This is a genomic window from Chryseobacterium sp. JV274, assembly GCF_903969135.1.
Classification (GTDB): domain Bacteria; phylum Bacteroidota; class Bacteroidia; order Flavobacteriales; family Weeksellaceae; genus Chryseobacterium.
Genome location: NZ_LR824569.1, coordinates 2,463,305 through 2,478,937 on the forward strand (window position 1 = coordinate 2,463,305; position 15,633 = coordinate 2,478,937).

General features: G+C 36.0%; 17 protein-coding genes. 12 read left to right on the top strand and 5 right to left on the bottom strand.

Annotated features, from left to right (window positions below; genetic code table 11):
- Positions 1 to 33: 33 nt before the first annotated feature.
- Positions 34 to 1,137, bottom strand: coding sequence for a lipid-A-disaccharide synthase (gene lpxB, locus CHRYMOREF3P_RS11425; RefSeq protein WP_180564673.1), 1,104 nt, complete (start codon positions 1,135 to 1,137; stop codon positions 34 to 36).
- Positions 1,138 to 1,215: 78 nt separating this feature from the next.
- Here lpxB and CHRYMOREF3P_RS11430 point away from each other — a divergent pair, with 78 nt between their 5' ends.
- The 3 genes from CHRYMOREF3P_RS11430 (at position 1,216) to CHRYMOREF3P_RS11440 (ending at position 3,726) form a co-directional block, all read left to right on the top strand.
- Positions 1,216 to 1,725 carry a DUF2480 family protein gene (locus CHRYMOREF3P_RS11430; RefSeq protein ID WP_077418864.1) on the top strand — a complete coding sequence of 170 codons (510 nt, stop codon included), beginning with the start codon at positions 1,216 to 1,218 and terminating at the stop codon, positions 1,723 to 1,725.
- Position 1,726: 1 nt separating this feature from the next.
- Positions 1,727 to 2,986 (top strand): protein O-mannosyl-transferase family, encoded by a 1,260-nt coding sequence (locus CHRYMOREF3P_RS11435; RefSeq protein WP_180564674.1) that lies wholly within the window; start codon positions 1,727 to 1,729, stop codon positions 2,984 to 2,986.
- A gap of 80 nt (positions 2,987 to 3,066) precedes the next feature.
- Positions 3,067 to 3,726, top strand: a complete 660-nt coding sequence (locus tag CHRYMOREF3P_RS11440) for a DUF937 domain-containing protein (RefSeq protein WP_149387223.1) — start codon at positions 3,067 to 3,069, stop codon at positions 3,724 to 3,726.
- A gap of 59 nt (positions 3,727 to 3,785) precedes the next feature.
- Here CHRYMOREF3P_RS11440 and CHRYMOREF3P_RS11445 read toward each other — a convergent pair whose 3' ends face one another.
- Positions 3,786 to 3,905, bottom strand: coding sequence for a 30S ribosomal protein THX (locus tag CHRYMOREF3P_RS11445; protein WP_002976304.1), 120 nt, complete (start codon positions 3,903 to 3,905; stop codon positions 3,786 to 3,788).
- Positions 3,906 to 4,155: 250 nt separating this feature from the next.
- Positions 4,156 to 5,550: an MATE family efflux transporter gene (locus CHRYMOREF3P_RS11450; protein WP_077418861.1), complete on the bottom strand. Its 1,395-nt coding sequence runs from the start codon at positions 5,548 to 5,550 to the stop codon at positions 4,156 to 4,158.
- A gap of 202 nt (positions 5,551 to 5,752) precedes the next feature.
- Here CHRYMOREF3P_RS11450 and CHRYMOREF3P_RS11455 point away from each other — a divergent pair, with 202 nt between their 5' ends.
- The 7 genes from CHRYMOREF3P_RS11455 to CHRYMOREF3P_RS11485 all read left to right on the top strand — a co-directional run bounded on the left by CHRYMOREF3P_RS11455 (position 5,753) and on the right by CHRYMOREF3P_RS11485 (position 11,978).
- On the top strand, positions 5,753 to 6,337 hold the full coding sequence (locus tag CHRYMOREF3P_RS11455; protein ID WP_077418860.1) for a DUF2975 domain-containing protein: 585 nt from the start codon (positions 5,753 to 5,755) through the stop codon (positions 6,335 to 6,337).
- A gap of 2 nt (positions 6,338 to 6,339) precedes the next feature.
- A complete protein-coding gene (locus tag CHRYMOREF3P_RS11460) occupies positions 6,340 to 6,543 on the top strand; it encodes a helix-turn-helix domain-containing protein (RefSeq protein ID WP_077418859.1) in 204 nt (67 codons plus the stop codon).
- Between the two features lie 10 nt (positions 6,544 to 6,553).
- The gene (locus tag CHRYMOREF3P_RS11465) at positions 6,554 to 6,994 is read left to right on the top strand and encodes an ankyrin repeat domain-containing protein (RefSeq protein WP_077418858.1); all 441 of its coding nucleotides are present in this window, start codon (positions 6,554 to 6,556) and stop codon (positions 6,992 to 6,994) included.
- Positions 6,995 to 7,144: 150 nt separating this feature from the next.
- On the top strand, positions 7,145 to 7,507 hold the full coding sequence (locus CHRYMOREF3P_RS11470) for a hypothetical protein (RefSeq protein ID WP_139348588.1): 363 nt from the start codon (positions 7,145 to 7,147) through the stop codon (positions 7,505 to 7,507).
- A 137-nt stretch (positions 7,508 to 7,644) separates the two neighbouring features.
- Complete coding sequence (aspS, locus tag CHRYMOREF3P_RS11475) at positions 7,645 to 9,399, top strand: aspartate--tRNA ligase (RefSeq protein ID WP_180564675.1); 1,755 nt, start codon at positions 7,645 to 7,647, stop codon at positions 9,397 to 9,399.
- 45 nt (positions 9,400 to 9,444) lie between these two features.
- Positions 9,445 to 10,149, top strand: a complete 705-nt coding sequence (locus tag CHRYMOREF3P_RS11480; RefSeq protein ID WP_180564676.1) for a glutamine amidotransferase-related protein — start codon at positions 9,445 to 9,447, stop codon at positions 10,147 to 10,149.
- 497 nt (positions 10,150 to 10,646) lie between these two features.
- Positions 10,647 to 11,978, top strand: a complete 1,332-nt coding sequence (locus CHRYMOREF3P_RS11485) for a M12 family metallopeptidase (protein WP_180564677.1) — start codon at positions 10,647 to 10,649, stop codon at positions 11,976 to 11,978.
- A gap of 89 nt (positions 11,979 to 12,067) precedes the next feature.
- Here the strand turns inward: CHRYMOREF3P_RS11485 and CHRYMOREF3P_RS11490 are convergent, their stop codons facing one another.
- Positions 12,068 to 13,342, bottom strand: coding sequence for an adenylosuccinate synthase (locus CHRYMOREF3P_RS11490; protein ID WP_180564678.1), 1,275 nt, complete (start codon positions 13,340 to 13,342; stop codon positions 12,068 to 12,070).
- Positions 13,343 to 13,471: 129 nt separating this feature from the next.
- Positions 13,472 to 14,041 (bottom strand): Crp/Fnr family transcriptional regulator, encoded by a 570-nt coding sequence (locus CHRYMOREF3P_RS11495; RefSeq protein WP_077418852.1) that lies wholly within the window; start codon positions 14,039 to 14,041, stop codon positions 13,472 to 13,474.
- A gap of 144 nt (positions 14,042 to 14,185) precedes the next feature.
- Between CHRYMOREF3P_RS11495 and CHRYMOREF3P_RS11500 the strand changes: the two genes are divergently transcribed.
- Both CHRYMOREF3P_RS11500 and CHRYMOREF3P_RS11505 read left to right on the top strand, forming a co-directional pair.
- Positions 14,186 to 14,971, top strand: coding sequence for a Ku protein (locus tag CHRYMOREF3P_RS11500; protein WP_180564679.1), 786 nt, complete (start codon positions 14,186 to 14,188; stop codon positions 14,969 to 14,971).
- Positions 14,971 to 15,576, top strand: a complete 606-nt coding sequence (locus tag CHRYMOREF3P_RS11505; RefSeq protein WP_180564680.1) for a DNA polymerase ligase N-terminal domain-containing protein — start codon at positions 14,971 to 14,973, stop codon at positions 15,574 to 15,576. The genes CHRYMOREF3P_RS11500 and CHRYMOREF3P_RS11505 overlap by 1 nt, the downstream gene beginning before the upstream one ends.
- The last annotated feature ends 57 nt before the right edge of the window (positions 15,577 to 15,633 follow it).

The following is a 15,633-nucleotide window of genomic DNA, read 5'->3' on the forward strand; positions in this document are numbered from 1 at the left end:
AAGTAAATTAAATTCTCAAAAACCCCGGCAACATCAAACTTTTAATATTACCTCAGCAGCATGGTCACTGGCACCTTTTCCACCCAGTTTTTCTCTCAGAAGGCTGTAATCATTCAGAACCTGAGTTCTTTTTTCTCCTTCTATGATTTTACTGAGTTCTTCGACCAGGTTTTTAGTATTCAGATCATTTTGTATTAATTCTTTCACCACTTCTCTGTCCATGATAAGATTAACCAGAGAAATATAATTAATGTTTTTCACTAATCTTTTAGCAATAGCATAGGAAATCTTACTTCCACGGTAACAAACCACTTCAGGAATATTTAACAAGGCTGTTTCTAAGGTAGCTGTTCCGGAAGTAACAAGAGCTGCTTTGGAACATCTTAACAAATCATATGTTTTGTTGGATACAAAATGAACATTATCATCCACATATTTCTGATAAAACTCTTTAGGAAGACTCGGTGCTCCGGCAATTACAAACTGATAGTTTTTAAAATGCGGTCTTACGGAAAGCATTATTTCAAGCATTTTTTCCACTTCCTGTTCTCTGGAACCTGGCAGAAGCGCAATGATTTCTTTTTCGTTCAGTCCGTGCTCCGATTTGAAACTTTCAATACTGATTTCCTGCAGATCCGAAATAGCATCCAGCAAAGGATGGCCTACAAAGTGAGAATGAACTCCATGTTTTCTGTAAAAATCTTCTTCAAAAGGAAGAATCACCATCATTTCATCCACATATTTTTTGATAGTTTCTACCCGTCCTTCTTTCCATGCCCAAAGCTGCGGAGAAATATAATACACGACTTTGATACCAAGTTCTTTGGCAAATCTGGCAATCCTCAGGTTGAACCCGGGATAATCAACCAAAATCAAAACATCAGGTCTGTTCTTCCGAATATCCTCTTTACAGAATTTGATATTATTCAGAATGGTTCTGAGATTCATCACCACTTCCAGAAACCCCATAAAAGCAAGGTCACGGTAATGTTTTACCAGTGTTCCGCCCTGAGCTTTCATCAGATCACCACCCCAAAACCTAAACTCCGCATTCGGATCCTTTTGTTTTAAGGCTTTCATCAAGTTGCTTCCGTGCAAATCACCTGAAGCTTCTCCTGCAATAATATAATACTTCATTTCTATAGTAAGGATAGAGAACAAATTAAAATAGATATGATCTTAATTCGTAAATTTGTTCAAAGATAATGATAAAAAATGTCAGAAGAATTTGAAATCCGGAATAAAATTGCCGAAAGCGGCCTTATCAATTTTGACCTTGCCACTTTACTTCCAAAGGGAGAAAGAAAAGGTATTGACCTTAAAGATTTTCTTTTTCAGGAAATGATCCTCAAAGAAAAAGATTTTCGTGAAAAGGTAGAGGCTATAGATACTGAACTATACAAAGACTCATACATATACATTTACAATTCTGTAGATACGATTATCCCGCTTTGGGCTTATTTTGTATTGACCGCAAAACTTACTGATGTTGCCAAAAAAATAGTCTTCGGAAGCCGGGAGGATCTTGATGTTATTTTAATGCACAATGCTATCCAGACGCATGATTTTGAAGAAATGAGAGGCAAAAGAGTTCTGGTAAAAGGCTGTTCAGATAAAGATATTCCTGAAAATGCATATATAGAACTGGTTGAACAGTTAAAACCCATTGTAAAATCCCTGATGTTTGGAGAAGCCTGTTCTAATGTTCCTATCATAAAGAACTAATATGAACAAATATTTATCAGCTGTATTTTTGTTTATTATTTTTCTTGGTATCTACTATTTCGGAAGTTTTTCAAAAATTCCTTTTGCCGATTGTGTAGGATTTGTGTTGAGTGCAGAAAAAGGGATATGGGAAACAACTGCTTCAGCAACCAGTCACTTTTTATATATCAATACTGTTATCTTTATTAAAAATCTGGCGGGTATTAATGCTATTGAAGCAAGCCGGTTTTTGGTTGTTTCTTCAGGAGCAGCCACAGTTTCCGTTATTTATCTCACTGTAAAAAGTATTTCAAAAACAGAATGGGCATCGCTTACAGCCGCCTTTATTTTCGGTTTCAGTTTCTCATTTTGGAGAAATGCAGAGATAGTAGAAGTATATACTTACAATTCCCTGTGGGTAAGCCTTTTTTTCTTTTCAATGATAAAAAGTGTTATTGAAAAGAAAAGAATTTACATCCTGTTAAGCAGTCTGTTTTTAGGGATCAGCTTATGGGTTCATATTCAAAATATACTGCTGATACCTTCTTTATTAGTCTTCTTATTTTATTTCAGAAACGAAAAGAAATATGCAGTGGCTTCACTATTCATTTTTGCAGCATTGTTTAGCTCTTTATTTATTCTGAATATCTCCCAGGGACTTCCCTTCAAATCACCGTATAGCTCTGATCAGGGAACATGGGTGGAAGATTCTTTGAAAAAAAGTACAGTTCAGTATGTGAAAGATTTTTTCCAGTCTTTTGCTTATCTTATTTATAATTTCAATGTATTTACATTTTTCGGAGTCGCAGGTGTTCTGATGTTATACAAGACTAATCGAAAAATGTTTTTTGTTTTTGCTGCAGGGGCTGTCTGCGTATACGGATTTTCAACGTTTTATGCAGTATCAGATAATTACGTTTTCTTTTTGCCTTTTAATATAATTTTTGCTTTGTCTATCGGCTATGGACTTTCCTCCGCAAAATATGCCCGCCTGAGAAGATTTTCATGGGTATGTCTGTTGATTCCTGCTGGGTATCTTCTCTTTTATAAAGTCGCATTCTTAACAGAAAAAGGGAAAGAATTTCATACATCCAAGGAGTACAAAGGCGGTCTGGATTATTATGTTCTTCCATGGATGAATAACAATGTAGGGATTCTGGAGTTTACCATTGATAAAAAACAAGCACCCGAACCAATTGAATGGATGACAATAAGTGCTGTAGAATACATTAAGGTGCTAAAAAGCAAAGGCTATACAGAAGAACAGATCAGAAAACTTTAACAATAATTATGAAAGGCGGTCATTTTATGAGACATATTTTTTGATAACTTTGATTTACTTAATACTAACAAACACAAAAAATGAGTTTAATTGACCTACTTACAGGGAACACAGGCAACCAGGTTGCTGAACAGGCTGAAAATAAATTCGGAATCAGCAAAAATCAGGTAATCGCCCTATTAGCAGTAGCTGCACCTCTTATTATTTCTTACCTTAGAAATAAATCTCAGGATGCTAAAGAAGCAGAAGCTTTAAATAATGCTTTAGATAAAGACCATAACGGAAGTATCTTAAATGACACTTCTCAGATTGAAGCAAGACAGGCCGAGGGCGGATCTATTCTTGATCATATCTTTGGAGGGCAAAAAAGTACGGTTGAAAACCAGCTTTCACAGAACACAGGAATTTCTATTGACAAAATAGGTCCTATCCTGGCGATGCTGGCACCTGTTGTAATGGGTTACATCGGACAGCAGAAGCAACAGAGCAATGTAGGCGCAGGAGGTCTTGGAGATCTTTTAGGAGGAATTCTTGGGAATGCTTCCAACCAGGCTCAGGCTCAGCAATCTAATCCTTTAAATGACATTCTTGGAAGTGTTTTAGGAGGTGGCGGACAAGCTCAATCATCCGGAAATCCTCTGAACGATATACTTGGAAGTGTATTGGGCGGTGGTGGAAACCAACAGCAAGGCGGCGGCGGTTTAGGCAGCATTCTTGGTAATATTCTTGGTGGTAAATAATTAATTTAATTTTCATAAAAAAAGACCGGAGAGATGATCTTCGGTCTTTTTATTTTTGTTTACTTTTTAGATTTTTCTTCAGAAGCAACAAAAGATTTCGAGGCTTTTTTAGGTCTTCTTTTACCATAGCTTCCGGAATTGATTTTTCCTCTTCTTGATTTTTTGTCTCCTTTTCCCATAGTATTATGTATTTGTTGTATTACGAATTTAAAAAATGTAAGCTTAAAATCCAATTAATGAAGCTGTTAAAGTTTTATAAATTAAGGAGGGAAGTATGAGGAAGAAGGCTGGAAGTTACTTTTAGGCTACTATCTTCTATTCTTTGTTATTGAATCATTTATCACCTTCATCTTACTGATAAGGGCAATTTAAGGATTTTAGACTTTTGAGCATTTCCTACATCCAGCTTCCAGCACCCAGCCTTTTAAATTAAACCTTAATCGTTTTCCATTTTCCTTTTTTGAATAAGATAAACGCAACTATTGTAATCAGGGTTTCTGCGGCAGGAATTGAAATAAAGACTCCTTTTGGACCCATTTCAAGATATTTTGACAGAAAATACGCCAGAGGAATCTGAAACAGCCAGAATCCAAAAAGATTAACCCAGGTAGGTGTCCAGGTATCGCCGGCTCCATTGAATGCGTTGATCATTACCATCCCGATTCCGTAGAAAATAAATCCTGTACTCATAATCTGAAGAGCATTTTTAGCAAAATCTTTAATAGCCGTTTCCTGAGTGAAAAAACCAACTAAAAAATTGCCCATAAAAATAAATATCAGACTTACAATCAACATAAAGATGACATTATATTTTACAGTTTTCATTACTGATTGTTCTGCTCTCAGCATTTCGTTTGCTCCCATATTCTGCCCTACCAGCGTAGACGCCGCATTGCTCAGTCCCCAGGCCGGAAGCATAAAGAACATCATCAGTCTTAAAGCCGTCTGATAGCCTGCCGATGCATTTTCGCCCCCTGTAGTCGCTACCAATTCTGCGAGGAAAATCCAGCTGCATGAAGCGATAACAAACTGAAAGATTCCAGGAGTTGCGATCTTTACAATGGATTTGATTAATTCATAATTCGGTTTAAAATAAGGAATCTTTATGCGGATTTGGGTATCCGCTACTAAAAGATGATACAACTGGTAAATTACTCCGATACTTCGTCCTATTGTAGTTGCCAAAGCTGCCCCTGTCAATCCCAAAGCGGGAACGGGTCCTAAACCTTTTATCAGTATAGGGCACAGAATAATATTGGCAATATTCGCGATCCACAAGCTTTTCATAGCAATCATCGCATTTCCTGCACCTCTGAAAATACCATTAATTAAAAATAACAGCATAATGATTGTACTGCTGCTCATCATAATTCTGGTAAAATCCTTTCCATAGGCTGCCGCTTCCGGCTTTGAGCCCATTAAAATCAGGATTTCCTCAGCATAAATCACTCCCAGTAAACTTAAAACGAAAGTAATAGCAAATGACACCAGTAATACCTGTGCAGCACTTCTGGAAGCCTGCTCCGGATTTTTCTCCCCGATTCGTCTTGCCACTAAAGCTGTTGCCGCCATACTCATACCGATCGCAATAGAATACATCACAGAAAGTACAGATTCGGTAAGTCCTACAGTTTGAATAGCAAAACCACTTTCTTTCAGGTGTCCGACAAAATATAGGTCAACCAGCGCGAATACAGATTCCATAGCCATTTCCAGCATCATTGGGATCGCTAAAAGCAATACAGCACTTCTGATATTCACCTTCGTAAAGTCGGTTTCTTCGCCACTGAATGCTTTTTTCAAAAATTCAACATATTTTGTCATGATTTCTTTTAGTTTACTTAGCAAAAGTATTCATTCAAAAGCAATTAAAAGTTGGCATATGAAAAGTTTTTAATAACTATTGACCGCCGATTACTCCTGAAAAAAAAGTCAAATCAAAAACTTTAAAATAAAATTAACAACAAATATTTATCGTATTACGATAAATATTTATACATTTACAACAATTAAAAATAATAACTGCATGAAATTAATTGGTGAAAAATCTGTCTCCACAGTTTTAAATAAAATTCTGCTGGCTGTCTCAATAGCTCAGCTGCTGTATTTAGGTTACTTAATTTTTGGATTCATTATGGTATATCTCAATATACATCAAGACACACAGTATTTCTCAGATACTTTTAAAACCGGGGATTTCAACAATGAAGTCCCAAAAACAGCTGCTGACTCATTAACCTTTGAATTCAACATACCATTAACCGGTTCTGTAATCAGAGGAAACTATACCCTGTATACCTTTATTTCAATTATATTTTTCATTGGGTTTTACAGTCTGTTTACTTTTTATCTGTTCAGAATTTTCAAAGGAATGAGCAAAGAGATTATTTTTAATATAAAAGTAATCCGAGACCTCAGACTATTTTCTATCCTCAATATAATTTTCGTCCCGGTTTATTGTGCCGTTTTATATTTCATGGATAAATCTGTATACAGTATAGATCCGATGTTTATATTACTTCACCTCACCTTAGGAATAATGATCCTTTTCATTATGGAGTTTTTTAAAAAGGGGTATGAATTACAAACTGAAAATGACTTAACAATATAATTATGCCGATCATTATCAATATTGATGTAATGCTTGCAAAAAGAAAAATGCAATCCCAGGAATTGGCTGAAAAAATAGGGATTACACAGGCCAATCTATCCATTTTAAAAAACGGAAAAGCCAAAGCTTTAAAAATTTCAACGTTAGAAGCCATCTGTACAGCACTGGATTGCCAGCCTGGTGATATATTAGAATTTAAACCTTAAAATCAATAATATGAAACTCAGTTTAACCTTAAGAACAATCATTTTGACATTGGTTGTATTTTCAACATTTACAAGTGCTCAAGAACTGACTAATGAACACAAACAAATGTTGAAGTATGACAATACCGCTTATTTTAATACTCTGATCAATAAAAATAACATCAATACCTGTTATCAAATTGAAAACAACACCTATACTTTATTAGGCTTAGCCATTAAAATGAACAGTAAAGAGATATTCCAAAAACTGATTGATGAAAAAGCAGATTTGGACAAAGTATGTGACGGAAAGACCCCCTTGATGTTTGCCGCAAAATATGGAAATACAGAATTTACAAAGAAACTCCTGGCCAATGGAGCAAAAAAAGAGATTAAAACATCAGCAGGCTACACAGCTCTGGATTATGCCCGAAAATATGAGAAACCAGAAATCATTAAGCTTTTAGAGTAATTTTTAACTCATGATATTTAAAACAGCAGTTTTGCAATTCTATAATTAATACGAGAATAATCTGATTAATAGAACGATAATTATTATCAAAACTTAGCAATTGGTAATAAAATTTAATTTAGATTTGTATATTCTTAAAAAAGTATCCTTATGAAAAAAATAATCTCTACTACCTTTCTATTTGGAATGTTACTATCTGGAAGTATGTTTTCTGCTCAGAAGATGACTCAGGAAAAGATGAAAGCGATCTATTCTGATGATGTGGCAACATTTAAAAAACAGTTTGCCCCGGGAGATTACAACAAATGCTTCCTCGTTGGAAATATAGCTTATTCACCCCTTGGATTCAGTGTAATGTCTGATAGAAAGAATATTATACATTTCCTTTTGGACAACAAGGCCAATGTTAATAAAAAATGTCAGAACAAAACACCTCTTGAAGTAGCTGATGATACAAAGGGTACTGAAGAAATAAAGAAAATTCTGACAGAAAAAGGCGGTAATAGAAATTAAAAAACCTGAAAACAATATACGAAACTTCCGAAAGGAAGTTTTTTTTATTTATAAAACCTGCAAAAATCTTATCTTTGCCAACGAAAAATTCAAGGTTCGGAATTGAACCTTAAACATTGAACTTTAAACAAATAATTATGTTTCGATCACACACCAACGGAGAGCTATCTCTGAAAAATCTGAATGAAGAAGTTACACTATCAGGATGGGTACAGACTATCCGTGATAAAGGATTTATGATTTGGGTAGATCTTCGAGATCGTTACGGAATTACCCAGCTGGTTTTTGACCAGGAGCGTTCTTCTGCACAACTGATGGAAGAAGCTAAAAAACTGGGCCGTGAATTTGTGATTCAGGCTACCGGAAGAGTTATTGAAAGAGTAAGCAAAAATCCTAATATTCCAACAGGGGAAATTGAAATCCTTGTAGAAAAACTGACTATTCTGAATGAATCTCAGTTGCCTCCTTTCACTATTGAAGATGAAACAGATGGTGGCGAGGAATTAAGAATGAAATACAGATATCTGGATATCAGAAGAAATCCGGTAAAAGATAAACTGATCTTCCGTCACAAAATGGCACAGAAAGTAAGAAATTACTTATCTGATGAAGGTTTCATTGAAGTGGAAACACCTGTTCTGATCAAGTCTACTCCGGAAGGAGCAAGAGACTTTGTTGTACCAAGCAGAATGAACCCGGGACAGTTTTATGCATTGCCACAGTCTCCACAAACTTTCAAACAGCTATTGATGGTAGGTGGAATGGATAAATACTTCCAGATTGTGAAATGTTTCCGTGATGAGGATTTAAGAGCCGACAGACAGCCGGAGTTTACACAGATCGACTGTGAGATGGCATTCGTAGATCAGGAAGATGTAATGAATGTATTCGAAGGAATGACTAAAACTCTTATTAAAGATATCACAGGCCAGGAATTCGGAGATTTCCCAAGAATGACTTTCGCAGATGCGATGAGAAAGTACGGAAATGACAAACCGGATATCCGTTTCGGAATGGAGTTCGTAGAACTGAATGAACTGGTAAAAGGAAAAGACTTTAAAATATTTGATGATGCAGAATTGGTTGTTGGAATCAATGTAGAAGGATGTGCAGAATATACAAGAAAACAGATTGACGAGCTTGTTGATTGGGTAAAACGCCCTCAGGTTGGAGCTTCAGGAATGGTTTGGGCTAAATTCCAGAATGATGGAGTGAAAACCTCATCAGTAAACAAATTCTACAACGAAGAAGATTTAGCAAAAATCATCGAAAAATTCGGAGCTAAAGAAGGAGACTTAATGTTGATTCTTTCCGGAAACGAAAATAAAGTAAGAGCTCAGCTTTCTGCTTTAAGAATGGAGCTTGGAAACCGTTTGGGACTAAGAAAAGGAAACGTATTTGCACCACTTTGGGTAGTTGACTTCCCTCTATTGGAATTTGATGAGGAAACCGGCCGTTACCACGCAATGCACCATCCGTTTACATCTCCAAAACCTGAAGATATTCATTTATTGGAAACAGATCCTGGAAAAGCAAGAGCTAACGCATATGATATGGTTCTTAACGGAAACGAAATCGGAGGTGGATCTATCAGAATTTTTGATAAAGACCTTCAGTCTAAAATGTTTGATTTGTTAGGATTCACCAGAGAAGAAGCTGAAGCACAGTTTGGATTCCTGATGAATGCCTTCAAATACGGAGCACCGCCACATGGAGGTTTAGCATTTGGATTTGACCGTTTGGTAGCGATTCTTGATGGAAACGAAGTGATCAGAGATTATATTGCATTCCCTAAAAATAACTCAGGACGAGATGTAATGATTGATGCTCCGGCTTCTATTGCTGATACACAGCTCGACGAATTAGAATTACAATTGAATTTAAAAGCATAAATGTAAAGCGGGGTATTTGCCCCGCTTTTTTTATACACAAATATTATGATACAAAAAATTGCCATTCTGGGAGATTTCAACCCCGTCCATTCTACGCTTCATGCATTAAATGAAAGCACAAGAAACATTCAAAAAAAATTAAATCTGGATATTCAGTTTGACTGGATTCCCACAGACATTTTTAATAATAAAATTGTTTTTGAGACCCAAAAGTATTCAGGACTTTGGATTGCTCCCGGAAGTCCATATCGTGATATGGAAAATGTCCTTAAAGCCATACAATTTACACGGGAGAATAATATTCCTACTTTTGGAAATTGTGGCGGATTTCAGCACATGATTATAGAATTTGCAAGAAATGTTTGCGGTATTCAGAATGCTGATCATGAAGAAACAAACCCGGATGGGGCAGATCCATTGATTAAAAAACTTCCCTGCTCTTTAAAAGGAGAACAGGAAAACCTGAAACTCATTGATAAAAATAGTTTTCTCTATCAAACCATCCATCAGGATAATATCATAGGAAAATATTATTGCAGCTATGGCATTAATGAAAAGTATGTTGATATTTTGACAAAGAACGGACTGTCTCTTACTTCAATATCTGAAGACGGAAATTACCGTTCATTTGAAATAAAATCCCATCCCTTTTTTGTAGGAACATTATTTCAGCCTGCTTTAACTTCTACAGAAAAAGAACCGAATCCAATTATTATGGAATTTGTGAAAAAATGTTTAAATAAAAGCTAGTTAGAAAGGATCAATAATGTAAAGCCGAGCCAATACTCCTTTTTTATACTCTAAATTACAGGAATCTTCAATGTACAACGCCTTATATTGATAATATTCATGAGGTCACATTTTTGCAGTCATAGCAATTCAAATTCTATCATACTATATTAATTTGTCAATAGAATGAACTTTATGTTAGTATAATATACAGTTTTAGCTATTATATCAAATATCTGTGAAATAACTTAATTTAAAATTTAATAGTAAAAATTAAATCAAAATATTTTATTACATGAAACAATTGCATATTTTAAACAAAACAACAACAAAACAATCATTATATTATGTTATATACAAATAATAACTTTTATGAGTATATTTACAATACACGGCTGAATTATAATGAAGATTTAATCAAACCTGGGATTTGATTTATTGTTACAATCTTTTGCGTGCGGTAATAATATAGCTGTTCATATTTTACAAACCTGATCAACCAACCAATATTAAATAATATGAAAAACAAACTATTACTCTTATCAGCATGCCTTGTTCTGGCACTGAATTCATGTAGGTCTGATATTGAAAATGCACAAGCAGACTCAATAGATCTTACAACAACGAAGCTGGACAATACAAAGATTCACAAATTACTGATTAACGGAAATTACACGTATGTCAATGAAGTAAATGGTGAATATTTTTATGCAGATGATATTACTATCAGCTCTGAGCAGTTTGACAAATTAAAAATGCAGGCCAATTCTGAAATTTCAACCGTTGAGAAAAGCACCATTGTAAGCTCCTTTATTAAGACATGGCCGAATGCAACGGTCTATTATACATTACCCAGTCAGGGAAGTCTGAGCACTCAGAATTACAATACATTCCTTACCAATATCAACAAAGCGTTTGATATGATTTCTTCTCAAACCAGTGTGCAGTTTGTTGAACGCACGAATCAAACAGAATACATCACCTTTACTTATACAACAAGCAACAGTTCACCACTTGGATGGCAAAAAAACAGAGTTAACGGTATTAAAATTTATAATATTACTTATCCCGCAATTATCGCACATGAAATAATGCATTCTATGGGAATCATGCATGAACAGTGCCGTCCAGACAGAGATCAGTATATTATCGTAGATGTTAACAAAGCAGTAGAAGGAAGCCGCCATAACTTCAACCTTTACAATGATTATGCAGGACATGGTGCATTTGATTTCGGTTCAGTCATGATGTACCAGTCTACAGACTTTGCTATAGACCCAAGCCAGCCTGTAATGACTAAGCTAGACGGATCCACTTTTACAAAGCAAAGAACAGGATTGTCTGCCGGTGATTATGCTGGAATAAATCACTTGTATGGACCTGTTAATACTACTTCTGCCATCAACGGAACTTATACAATGAGAACAGCTTTAGCTAGCGATAAAAATTTGGATATTTCCGGGAGCTCTACTGCAGACGGCACCAGCATAATTCTGTATTCAGCCTCTACCGAGAATAACCAGAGATTTACTTTCAGCAAGTCAGATCATGGTTATTACATCATAAAATCTATATTGGATCCTGCAAAGGTATTAACCGTGAAAAGTAACGGAACAACGAATGGAACGGCTGTTGAATTAAGAACCAATGCTAATACAGATTCTCAGAAATGGTTATTATTCAATCTGGGAAATAATGGCTTTGGATTCGCTCCTAAGAATGCACCAGCACTGAGATTAGAAGTAAAGAATGGCTTAACCGCTAATCTTACCCCTATTGTAATTGGCACTACAGATCAAACGGTTCAGCCTTCTACAAAGCAGCGTTTTATACTTACAAAAGTTAACTAAACTTTTTTCATACAAATCTAAAGAGGTTAGGAAATGTATTTCCTAACCTCTTTTGTTTATCGGATCAGTATATAATTTCTGCTCAATAATTATTTACTTGTTAATCTTAACATTTCATGTCTTCCCGGACCTGTTGAAAGATAAGCCACCGGAATTCCCAATTCAGCCTCCAAAAATGATAAAAACTCAATTAATTCTTGTGGCAATTCTGAAGGACTTTTCATCGTGGAGAAATCAGCATTCCATCCCTTCATCCATTTCAGTACGGGTTTTCCATTTTCAGGAAGTAAACCTGTTACATCTACTGTTTTTCCATCTTCCAGTTCATAATGAGTGCACACTGCTACTGATGGTAATCCGCTTAACACATCTGCTTTCGTCAGAACCAGCTGGGTTACGCCGTTGATCATTACCGCATATTTTAAAGCAGGTAAATCCAGCCAGCCTGTTCTTCTCGGGCGCCCTGTATTGGAACCAAATTCATTTCCTTTTGTTCGGATCTCTTCACCTAATTCATCAAATAACTCTGTTGGAAATACTCCGTTCCCTACTCTTGTGCAATATGCTTTTGCAATCCCAAATATATCACCTATCTTTTTCGGTGAAACCCCCAGTCCACTGCTTGCTCCTGAAGCTGTTGTGGAAGAAGAAGTGACATGAGGATACGTTCCATGGTCAATATCCAGCATGGCAGCCTGAGATCCTTCAGCTAATATTGTTTTTCCTTCTGTCAGAGCATTGTTTAAATATATTTCTGTCTCAGTACATTTGAATCTCTTCAGAAATTCTACGGCTTCAAAAAACTCATTACTTATTTCCTTCAAAGAAGGCAGTACCATACCTCCTGCTGTCAGCATTTTATAATCTCTTTCTAAAATATGCAGCACTCTACTTCTAAAGTCAGGAGCAAACATATCTCCAACTCTTACATTCTGTCTTAAAATTTTATTTGAATACGCCTGTGCAATCCCGTTTTTGGTTGTTCCTATCGTTGTATAATCCGGACTTTCTTCCATAAAAACATCGAGAAGCTTGTGAGTAGGCAGTACAAAGTGCGCTTTAAGAGAAATAATCACATTGCCTTCAGGCTGAACTGTGAGATCAAATATCTGAAGATTTGCAATTTCTTTTTTAAAACTTACAGGATCCAGAACAGTTCCTGTACCAATTACATTCTGTACTCCTTTCATGAAAATCCCTGAAGGAATCATTTTAAGAGTTATTCTACGCCCGTTTCTTTCAATGCTGTGTCCAGCATTAGATCCGCCATTAAAACGCGCTGTAATGTCATAATTTTCACTGATAAGATCAATAAACTTTCCTTTACCTTCATCTCCCCATTGCAATCCTAATACAATATCCATATTCGTACTTTAATTTTATGAGGCAAAGCTATGACAGTCAACAAGAAAGACCATTGTCATTTGACAAAAAGGGAATTCAGTTGTAAAATGTAAAAAGTATTAATGACCCAAACTATCATCAATGATATTCTAAACTATATTCCTTCTGATCCGGCTTAATGAAGAGGGAGTCACCCCAAGATAAGATGCCAGCATAGATTGCGGAACCCTGTTGGCAAGGCCCGGATAATGATTTAAAAAGTGAATATAGCGTGATTTCGCATCCTGATTCAGCATGATACTCGCTACCTTCAGTTTATTCTCCACAACAAAAGCATGGATTCTGGCAAATAAAACTGGCCAGACTATTATTTTCTCTTCCAGTATTTTAAAATGCTTAAGATCTATCACCAGCAATACAGCATCAGTAATAGCTTCAATATCTTCGTGAGCGGGAAGCTGATCGGTAAAGCCCTGAAAATCTCCGATAAACCTTCCTTCGTAAATAAAATAGCGCGTAAAATCATCCCCCTGTTTATTATAATACAAAGACCGGAAGACCCCTTCTTTTACAAAAGCAATTCTTTGACTCGCCTTTCCTGCTTCTATGAAAGGATGCCCTTTCTTTACAGTGATTTCCTGAATTCCTTCAGCAATCAAAAGTTCATCCTGAGGATTCAGTGTCCCGAATTTTTTGATATAATTAAAAAGTTCTTCCATATTTTTTGTAACCACAGATTACGGAAATATAAAGGTATAAAAGTCGGGGCTAAAAACAATTGTCATTTGACAAAAAGCCGGTTAAAGGTACCACACAGGCCTCCAACGGCATGTTAATTGCTTGATTTTTAAAAACGTAAGACAATGAAAGCAATTTGGAATGGTGCCATTGGCTTCGGTTTAGTCAACATTCCTGTTAAAATTTATTCGGCAACGGAAACCACAAAACTGGATCTCGATATGCTCGACAAATCTGATTTTTCTAATATCCGTTTCAAAAGAGTAAATGAAAATACAGGAAAAGAAGTTAAATGGGAAAATATCGTCAAAGGTTATCTCATGGACGACAAATATATCATTCTCGATGAGGAAGATTACGAAGCGGCAAGCCCCGAAAAGTCAAAAATACTCTCTATTGACCAGTTTGTAAAGGAAGTGGAAGTAGACAGTGTGTATTTTGAAAACCCTTATTATCTGGAGCCTCAGAAAAATGGAGAAAATGCCTACAGACTTTTACTGAAAGCTCTTGAAAAAACAGCTATGGTAGGAATCGGAACATTTGTGCTCCGTGAAGCTGAAGCCATTGGAATGATCCGCCCGTACAAAGATGACATCCTCGTTCTCAATCGTTTAAGGTTTGATCAGGAAATAAGGGATTATAAAGATCTAAAAATTCCCGCGCAAAAAGCTCCGAAACCGGCAGAACTTAAAATGGCGGTTAACCTTATTGAGCAGCTTTCCCAGGAATTTGATCCTGCGATGTACAAAGACACCTATTCTGATGAACTGATGAAAATCATCAAGCAGAAAGCAAAAGGCAAAAATATAAAAGCCAAAAAAGCACAGCCTGCAAAAGAAGGCAAAGTGATTGACCTCATGGCGCAGTTAAAAGCAAGTCTGAATACCTCTAAATCCAAATCTGCATCGTAATGGCTCTCAAAGATTATAATGAAAAACGAAAGTTCGATGAAACCAGCGAACCTAAAGGAAAAACCAAAAAAAGCAAAGATAAATTGATTTTTGTGATTCAGAGACACGCTGCATCCAGACTTCATTATGATTTCCGGCTTGAAATGGAAGGTGTACTGAAAAGCTGGGCCGTTCCGAAAGGCCCTTCTTTAGATCCAAAAGATAAACGTCTGGCCATGATGGTGGAAGATCATCCCTACGATTATAAGGATTTTGAAGGAAATATCCCTGAAGGAAATTATGGTGCCGGGCAAGTGGAAGTATGGGACAGTGGAACTTATGAACCTTTGGAAGAAAATACCAAACTTTCTGATGAAAAAGAGCTGCTGAAAGAATTGCATGCCGGTTCTTTAAAATTCATTTTACACGGTAAGAAACTGAAAGGTGAATTTGCTTTGGTTAAAATGAAAAACACAGACGACAATGCATGGCTGCTCATCAAACATAAGGATGAATTTGCAGAAAGCCCTTATGACGCTGAAGAAAACACCTCACCAAAATCTTTGGTTACCCAATTTTTAGAGGAAAAAAAAAGCTTAAAAATAAAAGAAAAAAAGAAGTCGTAACCTTTGAAAAACCGTTCAGAAATTTTAATTCTTTAACGAACGAAAAAAAATTAAAGT